The organism is Streptomyces sp. WMMC500, assembly GCF_027497195.1.
Classification (GTDB): Bacteria; Actinomycetota; Actinomycetes; order Streptomycetales; family Streptomycetaceae; genus Streptomyces.
Genome location: NZ_CP114905.1, coordinates 5,031,224 through 5,047,908, shown reverse-complemented (window position 1 = coordinate 5,047,908; position 16,685 = coordinate 5,031,224). Strand labels below are relative to the sequence as shown.

13 protein-coding genes are annotated in these 16,685 nt (G+C 74.0%); 6 read left to right on the top strand and 7 right to left on the bottom strand.

Annotated features, from left to right (window positions below):
• Positions 1-340: 340 nt before the first annotated feature.
• From O7599_RS21735 to nth, 3 genes are all read right to left on the bottom strand, one after another.
• On the bottom strand, positions 341-1,540 hold the full coding sequence (locus O7599_RS21735; protein WP_281617272.1) for a MarP family serine protease: 1,200 nt from the start codon (positions 1,538-1,540) through the stop codon (positions 341-343).
• A 12-nt stretch (positions 1,541-1,552) separates the two neighbouring features.
• Positions 1,553-2,305 (bottom strand): CoA pyrophosphatase, encoded by a 753-nt coding sequence (locus O7599_RS21730; RefSeq protein WP_281623467.1) that lies wholly within the window; start codon positions 2,303-2,305, stop codon positions 1,553-1,555.
• Between the two features lie 224 nt (positions 2,306-2,529).
• Positions 2,530-3,360, bottom strand: coding sequence for an endonuclease III (nth, locus tag O7599_RS21725; RefSeq protein ID WP_281617271.1), 831 nt, complete (start codon positions 3,358-3,360; stop codon positions 2,530-2,532).
• A gap of 148 nt (positions 3,361-3,508) precedes the next feature.
• Here nth and O7599_RS21720 point away from each other — a divergent pair, with 148 nt between their 5' ends.
• From O7599_RS21720 to O7599_RS21710, 3 genes are all read left to right on the top strand, one after another.
• The gene (locus O7599_RS21720; protein ID WP_281617270.1) at positions 3,509-3,760 is read left to right on the top strand and encodes a hypothetical protein; all 252 of its coding nucleotides are present in this window, start codon (positions 3,509-3,511) and stop codon (positions 3,758-3,760) included.
• A gap of 10 nt (positions 3,761-3,770) precedes the next feature.
• The gene (locus O7599_RS21715) at positions 3,771-4,907 is read left to right on the top strand and encodes a flotillin family protein (protein WP_281617269.1); all 1,137 of its coding nucleotides are present in this window, start codon (positions 3,771-3,773) and stop codon (positions 4,905-4,907) included.
• Between the two features lie 156 nt (positions 4,908-5,063).
• Positions 5,064-6,041, top strand: coding sequence for a zinc-binding dehydrogenase (locus O7599_RS21710; RefSeq protein WP_281617268.1), 978 nt, complete (start codon positions 5,064-5,066; stop codon positions 6,039-6,041).
• Between the two features lie 39 nt (positions 6,042-6,080).
• Here the strand turns inward: O7599_RS21710 and O7599_RS21705 are convergent, their stop codons facing one another.
• Both O7599_RS21705 and O7599_RS21700 read right to left on the bottom strand, forming a co-directional pair.
• Entirely contained in the window at positions 6,081-7,604 is a 1,524-nt protein-coding gene (locus tag O7599_RS21705) for an MFS transporter (RefSeq protein WP_281617267.1), read from the bottom strand.
• A gap of 198 nt (positions 7,605-7,802) precedes the next feature.
• Positions 7,803-8,426 (bottom strand): TetR/AcrR family transcriptional regulator, encoded by a 624-nt coding sequence (locus tag O7599_RS21700; RefSeq protein WP_281617266.1) that lies wholly within the window; start codon positions 8,424-8,426, stop codon positions 7,803-7,805.
• 223 nt (positions 8,427-8,649) lie between these two features.
• On the opposite strand from O7599_RS21700, the gene O7599_RS21695 reads away from it, so the two are divergent.
• The 3 genes from O7599_RS21695 (at position 8,650) to O7599_RS21685 (ending at position 14,599) form a co-directional block, all read left to right on the top strand.
• Entirely contained in the window at positions 8,650-9,846 is a 1,197-nt protein-coding gene (locus O7599_RS21695; protein WP_281617265.1) for a family 2 encapsulin nanocompartment cargo protein terpene cyclase, read from the top strand.
• A 191-nt stretch (positions 9,847-10,037) separates the two neighbouring features.
• Positions 10,038-10,892, top strand: coding sequence for a geranyl diphosphate 2-C-methyltransferase (locus tag O7599_RS21690; RefSeq protein WP_281617264.1), 855 nt, complete (start codon positions 10,038-10,040; stop codon positions 10,890-10,892).
• Positions 10,893-11,122: 230 nt separating this feature from the next.
• Positions 11,123-14,599 carry a BTAD domain-containing putative transcriptional regulator gene (locus O7599_RS21685; protein WP_281617263.1) on the top strand — a complete coding sequence of 1,159 codons (3,477 nt, stop codon included), beginning with the start codon at positions 11,123-11,125 and terminating at the stop codon, positions 14,597-14,599.
• Here O7599_RS21685 and O7599_RS21680 read toward each other — a convergent pair.
• Both O7599_RS21680 and O7599_RS21675 read right to left on the bottom strand, forming a co-directional pair.
• Positions 14,581-15,408, bottom strand: coding sequence for an ABC transporter permease (locus O7599_RS21680; RefSeq protein WP_281617262.1), 828 nt, complete (start codon positions 15,406-15,408; stop codon positions 14,581-14,583). The genes O7599_RS21685 and O7599_RS21680 overlap by 19 nt on opposite strands.
• The gene (locus O7599_RS21675; RefSeq protein WP_281617261.1) at positions 15,405-16,409 is read right to left on the bottom strand and encodes an ATP-binding cassette domain-containing protein; all 1,005 of its coding nucleotides are present in this window, start codon (positions 16,407-16,409) and stop codon (positions 15,405-15,407) included. Before O7599_RS21675 ends, O7599_RS21680 begins: the two co-directional genes overlap by 4 nt.
• Between the last annotated feature and the right edge of the window lie 276 nt (positions 16,410-16,685).

Sequence of the window (16,685 nt, the reverse complement as noted above, 5' to 3'; positions counted from 1 at the left end):
ACCGTCGGCGCGGCAACCGCACCCGGCACTTGCACCCTGCATACGCCGACGGACTCGAGAAAGGGCGATTACCGGCCGCCCGGTGGGGGGAGGATCCGGGGTATGGGTTGGATGCATGACTACAACGACGTAGGAACCCACCGCTCCCCCGCCCCGGACGCCAGACCGCTCCAGGGCGCTGCGGCGCATCGCGAAGTGGACCTCCATCTGGGGATCCCGCACATTCTCCGCCGCCGGGCCCGCTGGATGAGCGCCCGGTTGCGGCGCGTGCACTAGCGCCCGCCGGGGTGCGTGCACCGGCCCTGCCCCCTCTGTCACACCCGGGTCCGCCCCGGGCGTCTCACATGGCGCAACTGTCGCTGTCCACGCGCCGCGTCGCCGTGCGCCCGCGCTCGATGTCGTCGCGCACCTCGTCGACGGTCAGCGCGTAGCCGGTGTCCTGGTCGTCCATGGACCTGGCGAAGATGACGCCCACGACGGCGCCCTCGGGGTTGAGCAGCGGGCCGCCGGAGTTGCCCTGGCGGACGAGGGTGAAGAGCGAGTAGACGTCGCGGTTGACCGTGCCGCGGCGGTAGATGTCCGGGCCGTTGGCCGTGATGCGGTCGCGCACGCGCGCCGCCCGTACGTCGAAGCCGCCGTTCTCCGGGAAGCCGGCGACGATGGCGTCGTCGCCGCGGCCCGCGTCCTCCTGGTCGAACGGCAGGGCGGGGGCGTCCAGTTCGGGGATCTCCAGCACGGCGATGTCCCGCTCCCAGTCGTAGAGCACGACCTCGCCGTCGTAGAGCCGGCCCTCGCCGCCGATCTGCACGGTGGGCTCGTCGACCCCGCCGACGACGTGGGCGTTGGTCATCACGCGCTGCGGCGCGAAGACGAAGCCGGTGCCCTCCAGCACCTTGCCGCAGGACTGGGCCGTGCCGACGACCTTGACGATGCTGTCCCGGGCCTGCTCCACCACCGGGCTGCCCACCAGCGCGGGGTCCGGCGCCGGGACGTTGGTGATCCGCTCGCTCTGGAACGGCGCGAAGACCTGCGGGAAGCGGTTCTCCGACAGCACGGAACTGAACTCGTCGAACCAGGTGTCGGCGCTCTTCGGCATCACCTCGGCCACGCCGCCCAGCACCTTCGACGCGCGCACCTCGCGGGCGACGGTCGGCAGCGTCGTCGACGCCAGCGCCGTACCGAGCAGCCAGGCGACGAGCAGCAGCGCCGCGACGTTGACCAGCGCGCCGCCGGTGGCGTCGAGGGAGCGGGCGGGGGACCAGGTGATGTACTGCCGCAGTTGGTTGCCGAGGTGGGTGGTGAGTCCCTGACCCACCGAGGCCGCTATGAGGACGAGCACGATGGCACCGAACGCGGCCGTCGGGCCGAGGGCGGCGCCGTCGGTGACCAGGTCCCAGACGACCGGCAGCAGATAGATGGCCAGCAGCCCGCCGCCGACGAACCCGCACACGGACAGGATGCCGACCACGAAGCCCTGGCGATAGCCGACCACGGCGAACCACACGGCCGCCGCCACCAGCAGGATGTCCAGCACGTTCACCCGGTCACCGTCTCATGTGCGCCAGTCCAGCGGCACCCGGCGGTCACGATCCCACGGGCGCTCCCAGCCGGCCAGGTGCAGGATGCGGTCGATCACGCCGGCGGTGAAACCCCAGACCAGCGTGGAGCGGACGAGGAACGCGGGGCCGAGGTGGCCGCGCGGATGGACGGCCATGGCGCGGTTCGCCGGGTCGGTGAGATCCGCCACGGTGACGCTGAACACCCGTGCCGTCTCGGCCGGATCGACGACGCGGACGGGGCTGGGCTCGCGCCACCAGCCGAGCACGGGGGAGACGACGAAGCCGCTGACCGGGATGTACAGCCGGGGCAGCACGGAGAACACCTGCACGCCCGCGGGGTCGAGCCCCGTCTCCTCCTGCGCCTCGCGCAGCGCGGCGCGCAGCGGCCCTTCGCCGGCGGGATCGCCGTCCTCCGGGTCCAGGGAGCCGCCGGGGAAGGAGGGTTGGCCGGCGTGCGAGCGCAGCGAGCTGGCGCGCTCGGTGAGCAGCAGCTCGGGGCCGTCGTCGCCGTCGCCGAAGAGGACGAGCACGGCCGCGGGCCGGCCGCCGTCGCCGTCGGGCGGGAGGAAGCTGCTCAGCTCTTCCGGCCGTACGGTGCGGGCCGCGTCGGCGACCGGCCCCAGCCAGCCGGGCAGCCCGGCGTCGCTGACGGCGACGGGTGTACGGGACTGGGGCGTGCGGGACGGCGGGGTAGGGGACGGGGGCGTACGGGACGGGGGTGTGGGGGACACCGGCGTACGGGACACGGGCGTACGGCCCACGGACGTACGGGCGGAATCCGCGCCTTCGGGGCGCCCGTCCGCGGCGCCATGGGCTCCCGCGCCGTCGCGCGCGCCCCCGCCCGCTTCACCGCGCGCTTCAACCGCCCCCGCGCGCGCCGAAGCGCCGGCCGCCGCCTCCTCCGCCGTGTCCCGCGCCGCACCCGCGGCGGCACCGCCGCCCGGCCGGCCGGGCGTACCGCGTGAGCGCGTCATGCGGCTCCCAGCGGCGGCGCGGGCTTCCCGGGGTAGTCCGGCGGGGGCTTGAGGCGCTGGCCGTGCATGCCGCCCTTCTCGTACTTCAGCAGCTTGCGCGCCTTCTCCGGGTCCGTCTCCCCCTCGCCGTACGCCGGGCAGAGCGGGGCGATGGGGCAGGCGCCGCAGGCGGGCTTGCGGGCGTGGCAGATGCGCCGGCCGTGGAATATCACGTAGTGCGAGAGCATCGTCCAGTCCTTCTTCGGAAAGAGGGACCCGACCTCCTGCTCGATCTTGTCGGGGTCGGTCTGCTCGGTCCACTTCCAGCGCCGCACGAGCCGGGCGAAGTGCGTGTCGACCGTGATGCCGGGGACCCCGAAGGCGTTGCCCAGCACGACGAACGCCGTCTTGCGGCCCACGCCCGGCAGCTTGACCAGGTCCTTCAGATTCCCCGGGACCTCGCCGCCGAAGTCGTCCCGCAGGGCCTGCGAAAGGCCCATGATCGACTTGGTCTTGGCGCGGAAGAACCCGGTGGGCCGGATGAGCTGCTCGACCTCCTCCGGATTGGCCGCGGCCAGGTCCTCGGGCGTCGGGTACTTCGCGAAGAGCGCTGGGGTCGTCTGGTTCACCCGCAGGTCAGTGGTCTGCGCGGAGAGCACCGTGGCGATGAGCAACTGATACGGGTTCTCGAAGTCCAGCTCCGGATGCGCGTACGGATACACCTCGGCCAGCTCGCGGTAGATCCGCCGGGCCTGCCGCACCAGCCCCGTCCGTGTCGGCGCCGGTTTCGCCTTGCGCACCACCGCGCGGCCCCCGGCCGCGGGCGCTGCCTCGCCACTCTTCGCCATGGGGGCCAGCCTACGGGCCCCGACTGACACCCAAGAGCGAAACCGCCGGGGCCCCCTCCCGGGCGGGCGAAACCAAGATTGAGTGACCGTCGTCGTGAGTAGGGTACGCATGAACGTCGCGAGCAGGGTGATGGAGGGGAATCCATCGATGGTGCCTGACGACGCCGTGATCGGCTGTCTGGGCGTGCTCGTCATCCCCACCCGCGGGTCCGCCGGCCCCGGCGAGGTGCTGGTGCGGGTCCGGGGTGGCACCGAGACCTTTCTCGCCTGGTCCGCCGAGCCGTTGCCGCAGGGAGCGGAGGTACTCGTCACCGAGTACTGCGGCGGTCGCCAGGTCACCGTGATCGCGTGGGCCGATCCGCTGGACGAACTGACCGGCGGCATCGGCACCGTGGAGTGAGGAGGTAAGCATGTTCGGCTATCGCGTTCCGGCCCCCGACCAGGCCATGCTCGTGTCGGGCGGCAGGCGCCGGCGGGACGGGGCACCGTTCCGCGTCGTCGTCGGGCACGGCAGGTTCGTGTTACCGATCTTCCGCAAGACCCGCTTCCTGTCGCTGGCGATGCACGAGTCGGAGGTCGCCGAGTACTGCGTGACCAGGCAGGGCATCCCGCTGACCGTACGGTCGGTGATCGCCTTCAAGGTCGGCAACGACATCGAGAGCATCGTCAACGCGGGGCAGCGCTTCCTCTCCGAGCAGAAGGAGATGTCGGTGCTGACCGGGCGGATCTTCGCCGGCCACCTGCGGGCCATCATCGGTTCGATGACGGTCGAGGAGATCGTCACGGAGCGGCAGAAGCTCGCCTCCGAGGTGGTGGAGACCTCCAAGAGCGAGATGGGCAGGATCGGCCTGATCGTCGACTCGTTCCAGATCCAGTCGATCGACGACGGTGACACCGGCTACATCAAGGCGATGTCGGCTCCCCACCAGGCGGCCATCCAGCGCGAGGCGAAGATCGCCGAGGCGCGGGCGGCGCAGAAGGCGTCCGAGGCGGAGCAGGAGTCCGCGCGGAAGCAGGCCGAGTACGCCCGGCAGACCGCCATGGTGCGGGCGCAGTACCAGGCGGAGGTCAGCCGGGTCGAGGCGGAGGCGGCGCAGGCCGGGCCGCTGGCGCACGCGCACGCGCAGCAGGACGTCCTCGCGGCGCAGACCGAGCTGGCCGAGCGCGCGGCCCGGCTCCGCCAGCAGGAACTGCAGGCGGAGGTGGTCAAGCCGGCCGAGGCGGAGGCCGAGCGGGTCCGGGTGCTGGCGCTCGCCGAGGCGGAACGGATGAAGATCCAGGCCGAGGCGGCGTCCTCGTACGACAGGGTGGCGCTGGACCAGAAGCTGATCGACCAGCTCCCGAACATCGTCGAGCGGGCCGCGGCCGGCCTGAAGGGCGCGAACATCAACGTGCTGAACGGGGCCGACGGCCTCGGTCAGCTCACGGCGGGGCTGGTGGGCCAGGGACTGACCATCCTGGACTCCGTCAGGAACACCATGCCCCAGCCCAGATCCCCGGAAGACGAACGGCTGGACCACGAGGGCACGTCCGTCCGGACGTCCTGACCCCCTCCCCCGGCCGTACGCGGTACGCGTACGGCCGGGGGGAGGCCGGCCGTACGGGCGAACGACCCCGCCGCCCGGGACCCCGGGGGACGTCGCTTGACCTGAACCTTTGTTGAACTCCTACGTTGGCCGCGTCGAGTCGATCAGGACGGGAGCGTGGTCGCGGTGCGTGCGATCGAGGTACGGGAGTTCGGCGGGCCCGAGGTGCTGGTGCCGGCGGAGGTGCCGGAGCCGGTGGCCGGGGCGGGGCAGGTCGTGGTGGGGCTGGAGATGGCGGACGTCATCTACCTGGACACCCTGCTGCGCGCCGGCTGGGGCGGCGAGATCTTTCCGGTGCGGCCGCCGTACGTGCCGGGCGGCGGCGGCGCCGGGACCGTGCTGGCCGTCGGCGAGGGCGTCGACGCGGCGTGGGTCGGGCGGCGCGTGGTCGCCCCGGCCTCCGCCGGGTACGCGGAGCAGGTCGTCGCCGAGGTGGCGGAGATCGCCGCCGTCCCCGACGCGCTCGGCACGGCCGAGGCGGCGGCCCTGCTGCACGACGGCACCACCGCGGTACTCCTCGCCCGCGCGGGGCAGGCGCGCGCGGGCGAGACGGTGCTCGTGGCGGCGGCGGCCGGCGGGGCGGGGTCGCTGGTGCTGCAACTGGCGCGCGACGCGGGGGCGCGCGTCGTCGCGGCGGCGCGCGGTGAGCGCAAGCTCGCCCTCGCACGTGAGCTGGGCGCGGCGCACGCCGTCGACTACTCAGAGGACGGCTGGCAGGACCGGGTCCGCGAGGCCGCCGGCGGGGACGGCGTCGACCTGGCCTTCGACGGCGCCGGGGGCGAGCTGGGCCGGGAGGTGTTCCGGACCGTGGCGCGGGGCGGCAGGTTCGCGACGTACGGGACGTCCGACGGCGGCTTCGCCGAGATCGACCCGCGCGCGGCCGCGGAGCGGGGGGTACGGGTGACCGACCTCCTGGCGGGCGGCCCGCCCCCCGCGTCCGTCGCGCGGGCCGCGCTCGTCGAGGCCCTGGACCTCGCCGCCGCGGGCCGCATCAGGCCGGTGATCGGCGCGACGTACCCGCTGGCGCGCGCCGTGGACGCGCACGACTCGCTCGCCCGGCGCGCGACCGTGGGCAAGTCGCTGCTCGTCGTGTGAGCGGGCGAGCGGGCGTGGCGTAGGTCGCGGGCGGGCCGCTCACGTCTGGATCGTGGGCGCTCCGCCCTTCAGTTCCTCGGGCACGCCGGACCGGTACAGGAGGACGGTCACCACGGCGCCGACGGCGAAGAAGCCCGCCGACCACCAGAACGCGGTGTGGTAGCTCTCCAGCGCCGCCTGCGCCCGCACGGCCGGGTCCCTGGGGTTGCGCCCGGAGACGTAGTCGGTGGCGGCGCTCGCGGAGATGGTATTGAGCAACGCGATGCCGATGGAGCCGCCCACCTGCTGCATGGCGTTGACCGTCGCGGAGGCCACGCCCGCGTCGTGCACGGAGACGCCCAGCGTGCCCAGGCTCATCGCCGTCGCCACGATCAGACCGAGGCCGAGGCCGGCCACGAAGGTCATCGGCAGGATGTGCGCGGCGTACGAGCTGTTGAAGTCCAGGCTCGTCATCCACGCCAGCCCGGCGGTCGCGGCCGCCATGCCCGCCGGCAGCACCAGCCGCGGCCCGAAGCGCGGCAGGAGGACGTTGGTGGCGAGCGTTGCGGCGAACACCAGGGCGCCGACCATCGGCAGAAAGGCCACACCGGATTCGATCGGCGTGTAGCCGATACCGGTCTGCAGGTAGTACGTGAGGAACAGAAAGACGCCGAACATGCCGGCGGCGGCGATCAGCATGCCGAGGTAGGACGCGCCGCGGTTGCGGTCGGCGAGGATGCGCAACGGCAGCAACGGGTGCGGGCTGCGCTCCTGCCACCGGACGAACGCCACGAGCAGCAGGCCACCGACGATCAGCAGCACCCAGGTGGCCAGCGCGCCCCAGTCCTGGTGCTCGGCGTTGGAGAAGCCGTAGACGACGCAGAACAGCCCGGCGGTGACCAGGGCCGTGCCCGGCACGTCGAGCGTGACGCTCCGGTCCCGTGCGGTACGGATCAGCAGCACGAAGGCGAAGCCGAAGGCGACGACGGCGAGGAGCACGTTCACGTACAGCGTCCAGCGCCAGTCCAGGTACTCGGTGAGCAGGCCGCCCAGGAGCAGGCCGATGGCGCCGCCCGCGCCGGACACGGCGCCGTAGACGCTGAACGCCTTCGCCCGCTCGTCCTTGTCGGTGAACGTCGTCGTCAGCAGCGACAGCGCCGACGGGGCGAGAAGCGCGCCGGTGGCGCCCTGGAAGGCGCGGGCGACGACGAGCATCTCGAAGTTCACGGAGGCGCCGGCCACGGCCGACGCGGTGGCGAAGCCGACGAGGCCGACGAGGAAGGTGACCTTGCGGCCGACGAGGTCGGCGATCCGGCCGCCGAGGAGCAGGAGGCTGCCGAAGGCCAGCGAGTACGCCGTGACGACCCACTGCCGGTCGCCGTTGTCGAAGCCGAGGTCGTCCTGGGCGGACGGCAGGGCGATGTTCACGATGGTCACGTCGAGGACGACCATCAACTGGGCGAGGCCGAGGACGCCGAGGATCAGCCAGCGGTGGCGGTGGGCGCGCTCGGCCTGGGACGCCTCGGCGTCGGACGCGTCGGCGTCGCCGGGGTCGCCGCCGGCTTCGGCACGGGTACGGGACATGGCGGGCTCCGTGTGGGGGGTCAGATGCGCGGAGGGCCGGGTTCCGGTGCGGGGCCGCGTGCGGACGCGGGTCGGTGCGGTACGGGCCGGGCCCGGGGGTGACGGTCGGAGGACGGCGTACGGCGTACGGCAGCCGGCAGCCGAAGCGGGCTGCGGACGGCGCGGGGCGGCCGGTGAGGGTCGAGGGCGCCTTACGGGTCAGGAGTGGCGCAGTGCCGGCAGCACCACCAGGTCGACGAACCGGGCGAGATACGTGGAGTCGGCGAACGCCCCGTCTATCAGAGGACGGGTGACGACCGCGCCGAACAGCAACTGCGGCAGGAACTCGGCCGCGCCCGGCCGCCGTTGCAGCTCGCCGCGCTCCACCGCCCGGTCGAGCAGCCCGGTCAGATGCGTGAACTCGTAGTCCGCGAGCGACGTGTGCAGCGTCGCGGCCAGGTCGCCGTCGGTGAGCGCGGCGTGGTGTATCGCGGCGATCAGCGCGGTGTCCTTCTCCGCCGTGGTGGACAACTCCCCGACGAGGCTGATCAGATCGCCGCGCAGCGAGCCGGTGTCGACGGCGCCCGGGTCCACGGGCCGGTTCGCGATCATCGCGGCCACGACCATCTCCGCCTTGCTGTGCCACTGCCGGTACAGCGTCGCCTTGCTGCAGCGCGCGCGGGCCGCGACGAGGTCCATCGACAGCGCCTCATACCCCGACTCGCGCAGCACGCCCAGCACGGCCTCCAGCAGCTCGCGCTCGCGCTCGGGCGTCATCCGGGGGCGGCGGATCCGGGCGCCGGCGGGCTGGCCGGGGAGTGGGCCGACGGGGCTGCCGGACATGACGGTCGGTCCCTTTCATACAGAATTGTTTCCTGATGTCCACGCTAGATCCCGCACGGGAGAAACGCAACCGTTTCACCCGACGACTTCTCGGAGGGATCTCCACCCGGCCAATCCCCCTTTTATGCCTACTCTTTCGAGCGATTGCCGCACTCGGCGCAGATGCCTAGCGTCGAAGTATGACGATCTCCTCGCCGGCCTCCGCCCAGGCCGGGTGTCGCGCATGACCGGAGCACCCGCCGAAGCACTCCGCGCCCTCCTCCCCCTCGCCCCCACCGGGCTGGGCACCGCCGCCGCGCGCCCGCTGTCCGGGTGCGTACCGCAGGCCGCCCCGCCCCGCGAGGCGGAGCCCCCCGCCCATACGAATGCCGGTCCGCAGCCGGGATCCGGCTCAGGGCCCGAAGCCGACGCCCCCGCCGGGCCCGAGTCCGGCACCGCGCCCCCGCCCGACGGCGGCACCGAGCGGGGCGGCCTGCGGATCCCGCCGCTGTACTGCCCGGACGCCGTTCGCAACGACCCCGCGCTCGGCGAGGAGGTCAACGAGCGCCTGGTCGAGTGGGCCGAGGAGATCGGCATCTTCACCGGCCGCATCGAGCGTCTGCGCTCCCACCAGTTCGGCCGCCTCTTCATGCTCGCCCACCCCGACTGCGACGACGCGGACCGGCTGCTGGCCGCCGCCAAGTGCGGCCTGGCCGAGTGGTCCGTCGACGACCACTGGGTGGACGAGGGCGAGGACGCGGATCCCGCCCTGCTCGGCGAGCGGATGGCGCTGGCGCACGCGGTCATCGACCCCGTGCGGCTCCCCGCGCGCTACATGCCGCAGTTCGAGGAGACCGTCCAGCGCGAGCCGGTGCTGCGCGCGTTCCGCTCCGCCCTCGCGCACCTCTCGCGGTACGCGGGCCCCACGCAGGTCGCCCGGTTGCGGCATGAGCTGGCCGTCATGTTCGTCGGGTACGGCCAGGAGGCCGAGTGGCGCGCCTCGGAGCGCACCCCCGCGGTGTGGGAGTACCTGCTGCACCGCTACGAGAACGCGTTCTTCCCCTGCATGGTCCTCGTGGACCCCGTCGGCGGGTACGAGCTGCCGCCCGACGAGTTCGCCGACGCCCGGGTCCGCCGCACCTACCTCTACGCGGGCACCGCCAGCGTGCTCCTCAACGATCTGTACTCGATGGGAAAGGAAGACCCCACGGACACCAACCTGCCCAACCTGATCGCCGCCGAGGAAGGCTGCACCCTCCAGGAGGCCGTGGACCGGACGGCCCTCATCCACGACGAGCTGATGCACACCTACGAGGCGGAGGCCGCGGCCCTCACCGCCGCCGGCTCCCCGCAGCTCGGCCGCTTCCTGGCCGGGGTGTGGGCCTGGATGGGCGGCTGCAAGGAGTGGCACGCCACGAGCGCGCGCTACCAGACCGCCTGACCCGCCCGGCCCGCCCGGCCCTCCCGACATCGCGGCCGCCGGGCCCGCCGCCAGTCCCCCTGACGTACCCGCATGTCCGCTGACGTGCCCGCATGTCCGCCCGACGCCCCCACGCGTCCCGCGCCGGCACGTCCTCGACCACGCCTCAGCAGCCTCTGCACTTCTCAGCACGCCTCAGAAGGAGAACGACCATGGCGGCAGCCGCCGACACGAAGGTCCTCACCAGCCCGTACCAGCACTCCATCGCCGACTACTGGAACCGCGAGAAGGACCCGGTCAACCTCAGGCTCGGCGACGTCAGCGGGACGTACCACCACCACTACGGCATCGGCGAGGTCGACCAGTCCGTGCTGGCGGGCCCGGAGGAGACCAGGGACGCGCGGATCATCGCGGAGATGCACCGTCTGGAGACCGCGCAGGCCACCCTCCTGCTGGACCACCTCGGCGACCCGGGCCCCGCCGCCCGGCTGCTGGACGCCGGCTCCGGCCGCGGCGGCACGAGTTTCATGGCGCACGAACGATTCGGCTGCCGCGTCGACGGTATCTCGATCTCCCAGTCCCAGGTCGCCTTCGCCAACGACCAGGTGCAGCGCCGCGGCATCGGGAGCGCGGTGCGCTTCCACCTGAAGAACATGCTCGACACCGGCTTCGAGACGGGCGCGTTCCGCGGGATCTGGAACAACGAGAGCACGATGTACGTGGAGCTGGCCCAGCTCTTCGAGGAGCACGCGCGGCTCCTCACCCGCGGCGGCCGGTACGTGACCATCACCGGCTGCTACAACGACGCCTACGGGCTGCCGTCCCGCGCGGTCAGCCAGATCAACGCGCACTACATCTGCAACGTGCACCCGCGGTCGACGTACTTCAGGGAACTGGTGGCGCACCGGCTGGTGCCCGCGGCGGTCATCGACCTGACCGAGGCCACGATCCCGTACTGGGAGCTGCGGACGAAGTCCTCGGTGGCCACGGGGATCGAGGACGTGTTCCTCACGGCGTACCGCAGCGGGAGCTTCCAGTACCTGCTGATCGCCGCGGATCGGGTCTGATCGGATCCGACCTGTTCGCCCGGTGGGCACCCGCGGCCGGCGGGACCCACCGGGACGGCCCGGCGCCGGTGTCCGCGTCCGCACCGGCGCCGGGATCCGGGGGACGGGGTCCGGGATCTCGCGTCTGGGGTCCCGGGTCCCGAATACCCGTGGGGAGGGAGCGGGGGCCCGCGGTCAGGGGCGGGTAAAAGGAGATCGGCCGCTCACGGGGTGCGTGAGAGGCTGGCGTCGTGCGCATTGGGGTGCTGGGTCCGCTGGAGGTGGCCGCCGGCGGGGTGCCCGTGGAGATCACCGGCGGCCGGCTGCGCGCGCTGCTCGTCCGGCTCGCGCTCGACCCCGGGAAGTACGTCGGCACGGCACTGCTCGCCGACGACCTGTGGGGCGACGCCGCCCCCGCCGACCCCGGCAACGCGCTGCAGTCCCTCGTCTCCCGGCTGCGCCGGGCGCTCGGCCGGGCCGACGCCCTCGCGTACGGGCCCGCCGGCTACCGGCTCGCGCTGCCCCCGGAGGCGGTGGACGCGGTGCGCTTCGAGCGGCAGGCGCACGCCGGGCGCGAGGCGCTGTCAGCCGGCGACCCCGTGGCCGCGCGGCGGCTGCTGGAGGAGGCGCTGGGGCTGTGGCGGGGGCCCGCGCTCGCGGACGTGGCGGACGCGCCGTTCGCGGCGGCGCCCGCGCACCGGCTGGACGAGCTGCGGCTGGCGGCCACCGAGGACCGCATCGAGGCCGGACTCGCCGAGGCCGGACTCGCCGCGGGCAGCCCGGGGGCCGGGCGCCCCGGTGCCGCGGTCCCCGAGCTGGAGGCGCTGACGACGGCGCACCCGCTGCGCGAGCGCCCGCGCGCCCTGCTGATGCGCGCGCTGTGTGCGACGGGCCGGCAGCCGGAGGCGCTCGCGGCGTTCGAGGAGTACCGCGCGCTGCTCGCGGAGGAGCTGGGCGCGGACCCGTCGGAGCACCTGCGGGAGCTGCACGTGGCGGTGCTGCGGGGCGAGGTGCCGGGGTGGGGCGGCGCCGGTTCTGCCGGGCCGTACGGCGCGACGCCGATAGGCGCCGGCGGGACGCTCGGTACGCGCCCGGGCGGCGCCGCCGGTCCGGACCGTACGCGGACGGGCGGCGGCGCCGACGCCGGGCGGCCCGCCCCTGACGAGCCCGCCCCCGACGAGCCCGCGCCCCCGGTCCGCACCAACCTGCGCGCGGCCCTCACCAGCTTCGTCGGCCGCGCCGACGAGCTGCGCCGGGTGCACGCGCTGCTCGACGCCTCGCGGCTCGTCACCCTCACGGGACCCGGCGGCGCCGGCAAGACCCGCCTGGCCACCACCGTGGGCGCCGGGCTGCTCGACACCTCCCCCGGCGGCGTGTGGCTCGTCGAGCTCGCGCCCGTGACCGGCGGCGACGACGTCCCGTTCGCCGTGCTCGGCGCCCTCGGCCAGCGCGAGACCGCCGTGCTCGACAACCGCCACCTGCCCCCGCGCGACGTGCTGACCCGGCTCACCGAGACCCTCGCCGCCGCGCCCACCACGCTCGTACTCGACAACTGCGAGCACGTCGTCTCCGCCGCCGCCCACCTCGTGGACCATCTCCTGCGCCGCTGCCCCGAGCTGCGCGTGCTCGCCACCAGCCGCGAGCCGCTGGGCACCGACGGCGAGACCCTCTGCCCCGTCCCGCCCCTGGGCCTGCCCGCGCCGGACGCCCCGGACACGCCGGACGCCTCGGACGCCCTCGCCGCCGCCCCCGCCGTCCGCCTCTTCGCCGACCGCGCCCGGGCCGCCCGCCCCGACTTCGCCGTCGGCCCCGCCAACGCCGCCGCCGTCGCGGAGGTCTGCCGCCGCCTCGACGGCCTGCCGCTGGCCATCGAACTGGCCGCCGCCCGGCTGCGCTCACTGCCCGTCGAACAGGTCGCGGCCCGTCTGGACGACCGGTTCCGGCTGCTGACCAGCGGCAGCCGGACCGCGCTGCCCCGGCACCGTACGCTCCAGGCCGTCGTCGCCTGGAGCTGGGAGCTGCTGGGCGAGGAGGAACGGCGGCTCGCGGAGTGGCTGTCGGTGTTCCCGGGCGGCGCGACCCCCGAATCCGTCGCGGGCGTGTGCGGTATGGACGTCGTCACCGCGCTCGACCTGCTCGCCGCGCTGGCCGACAAGTCCCTGCTGCAGATGCAGAGTGCGGAAGCACCGCAGGGCGCGGAAGGCGCGCCGAGCGCCGGTCCGCGCTACCGCATGCTGGAGACCATCCGCGAGTTCGGCCGCGACCGCCTCGCCGAGGCCGGTGACCTGGATCGCGTACGGGCCGCCCACACCGCGTACTTCCTGCGGCTCGCCGAGACCGCCGACCCGCACGTACGCGGCCGGGAACAGCTCGGCTGGATCGCCCTGCTCGACGCCGAACACGACAACCTCCTCGCGGCCCTGCGGCACGCCATCGACGCCGCGGACGCGGACACCTCGGTCCGCATGGCCGCCGCCCTCGGCATCTACTGGACGATCCTCGGGCACCACACCGAGGCCGCCGACTGGCTGCGCCTCGCCCTCGACGTCCCCGGCGACCGGCCGCTCGAACCGCACGCGGTCGCCCTCGGCTTCTACCTGATCAACTCCGCCACCACCGGCCGCAGCCAGCCCAGCGCGGAGACCGTCGAGGAGCTGAGGACACTGGCGGCCCGCGTCGACCCCGAGGGCGGGCACCCGATGCTGGCACTGCTGGAACCGGGCATCGCGGTGTTCACGGACGACGAGGAACGCGGGCTCGCGGTGATCGAGACGCGGCTGGGGCACCCGGACCCGTGGGCGCGGGCGCTGCTGCGGATGATGCGGGCCGCTTTCCGGGAGAACCGGGGGTACGGGCCGGGGCTGGTGGAGGACCTGGAGGTGGCGGCGGCGGAGTTCCGCGAGATCGGCGACCGGTGGGGGCTGGCGATGGCGCTGCACCAGCTCGCCGAGTACCGGGCGCTGCTCGGGGAGGCGGAACGGGCGCGGGCGGGGTTCGAGGAGGCGCTGCGGCTGATGCACGAGGTGCACGCCGAGGACGACGTGGGCCAGTTGCGCACCCGGCTCGCCCAGCTCGATGCCGCGCAGGGGCGCACGGAGGAGGCGCGCGCCGAGTTGCACCGCGTGTTGCGTTCGGCGGCGCGCGACGGCCGCTCGCACGTCGCGGCGCTCTGCCGCGACGTCCTGGGCGACCTCGCGCGCTGGGCGGGGGAGGGGGACGAGGCGGCGCGGTGGTACGAGGAGGCGCTGGCGACGCTGCGGCGGGGCGGCGTGGCGGTGCCGCAGATCGAGGCGATCGTACGGACAGGGCGAGCGCTGCTGGCGTGCGTACGGGGCGACGTGGCCGGTGCGCGTACGGAGATGGCGACGGCGCTCGACGTCGCCATCGCGGTCAAGGACATGCCGGTGGTCGCGATCGTCGGGGTCGGCGTGGCGACGCTGGCGGAGGACGAGGGCACCGGGGCAGGGGCCGCGTCCGCCGGACCCGGACTTGAACGTTCGCGGCTCACCCGCGCCGCCGAACTGCTCGGCGCGGCCGACGCCGTCCGCGGGGTCGGCGACGTGGCGCTGCCGGACGCCGCGGAACTGGCCGCCCGGCTGCGCCGCGCCCTCGGCGCGGACTTCGACCCGGCCCGGTCCCGCGGCGCCGCGCTCAAGCAGGGCGACGCCATCGGACTGCTCCGCGCGTACGTCAGCGACGCCCCGGACCCTCAGGCCCGCCGCCGGTAGGCCGCCACCGCCAGCGGGAAGAACACCGCGAGGACCCCCGCACTCCACAGCACCGTCTCCAGCACCGGCCCCGCGACCGCGCCCCCGACCATCAGCCCGCGGGCCGTCTCCATCACCGCCGTCACCGGGTTGGCGTCGACCCACGCCTGCAGCCAGCCGGGGAGGGTGTCGGTGGGCACCAGTACGTTGGTCCCGAAGGTCAGCGGGAACATCGCCATGAAGCCGATGCCCTGCACCGCCCCCGGCTCCCGTGCCAGCATCCCGATCAGCACGAACACCCACGTCAGGCAGAACGCGAAGAGGATGACCAGCAGGCAGGCCGCCAGCGCCGACAGCGGATCGGTCTCGATCCGGAAGCCCACCGCGTAGCCGAAGCCCAGTTGCACCGTGATCAGCACGACGAACCGGATCAGATCGCCGAGCACCGAGCCGATCAGCGGGGCGGAACGGGCGATGGGCATGCTCCGGAAGCGGTCGAAGATGCCCTTCTTGATGTCGTCGTTGAGGTTGATCCCGGTCTGGATGGAGGCGAAGACCGTGCTCATCACGATGAGCGCGGGCAGCAGGGTCTGGAGGTACTCCTGGGTCGAGCCGGCGACCGCGCCGCCGAGCAGGTACAGGAACATGACGACGAACAGGATCGGCTGCAGCGTCACGTCGATCAGTTGCTCGGGCGTGCGCACGGTCTTGGTCAGGCTCCGGCCGGCGAGCGCGAGGCTGTGCCGTACGAGCGCGAAGGGGCGCGTGGCGTCCTTGCGGCGGGACGGCACGGCCGCGCGCTCGGGGGAGGTGAGCGTGGTCGTGGTCATCGGACGGCCTCCTCGGTCTGCGCCGTACGGGCCTCGCCCGCGGCCTCGGTGACGGATCCGGCCGGCGCTGCCGTGCCGTGGCCGGTGAGGGTGAAGAACACGTCGTCCAGGTCGGGCAGCCGCAGCGCCAGCTCGGAAACCGCGATCCCGGCGTCGTCGAGGCGGCGTACGGCCGCGGTGAGCATGCCGTCGTCCTCGACGGGGACGGTCAGCGTGCCGCGCGCCGGCGACTCCGGCTCCGTGCCGGCGACCGCCGCGAGGATCCGGGCCGACTCCAGCAGCCGCGCCGGGTCCAGCGGACGCAGGTCGAGGTGGCGTCCGCCGACGCGCTGCTTGAGCGCGGCGGGGGTGCCGTGGGCGATGACGCGGCCGTGGTCGATGACGGAGATCTCGTCCGCGAGCGCGTCCGCCTCCTCCAGGTACTGGGTGGTGAGCAGGACGGTCACGCCGTCCCGGACGAGCGAGCGGACGATGCCCCAGACGTCCTCGCGGCGCACCGGGTCCAGGCCGGTCGTCGGCTCGTCGAGGTAGATGACGTCGGGCCGGCCGACGAGGGAGGCCGCGAGGTCGAGGCGGCGGCGCATGCCGCCGGAGTACGTCCGCACGGGGCGGGCGGCGGCCTCGGTCAGCTCGAAGTGCGCGAGCAGCTCCCGGGCGCGGGCCCGGGCGGCGGCGCCGCGCATGTCGAGGAGGCGGCCGATGAGCACGAGGTTCTCGGTGCCGGTCAGGTCCTCGTCCACGGAGGCGTACTGGCCGGTGAGCCCGATGAGCCGGCGCACCTCGCCGGCGTCGCGTACGACATCGAGGCCGCCGACGGTCGCCGTGCCCTCGTCGGGGCTGAGGAGGGTGGCCAGGATGCGTACGGCCGTGGTCTTGCCGGCACCGTTGGGGCCGAGGACGCCGAGGACGGTGCCCTGCCGGGCCGCGAGGTCGACGCCGGCCAGCGCGGTCGTCGCGCCGAACCGTTTGACCAGGCCCTCGGCCCTGAATGCGTAGCTCATGCGGGTGTCTCCTTCTCGGTCTGCGGGAAGGAGCGTGCCGGGAGCCGCTGGCACGGTGCGCACAGCGCACTGTCACGGCGGTGTGATGTCCGGTTTATCGGGTTGCGGGAGGTGCGTTCGCTGAGAGCGGAATGGGGCCGTACGGGTCAACCCACGCGTCGCGCACGACGGCGCCCCGACCGGCTCGTTGAGCCCCCGCCCAGGCCTCCACGCGCAACCGCGCGCCCCCGCGCGACCCCCGGGCGCCCACCGCTGAGCACGGGAAAAGTGCCGCCA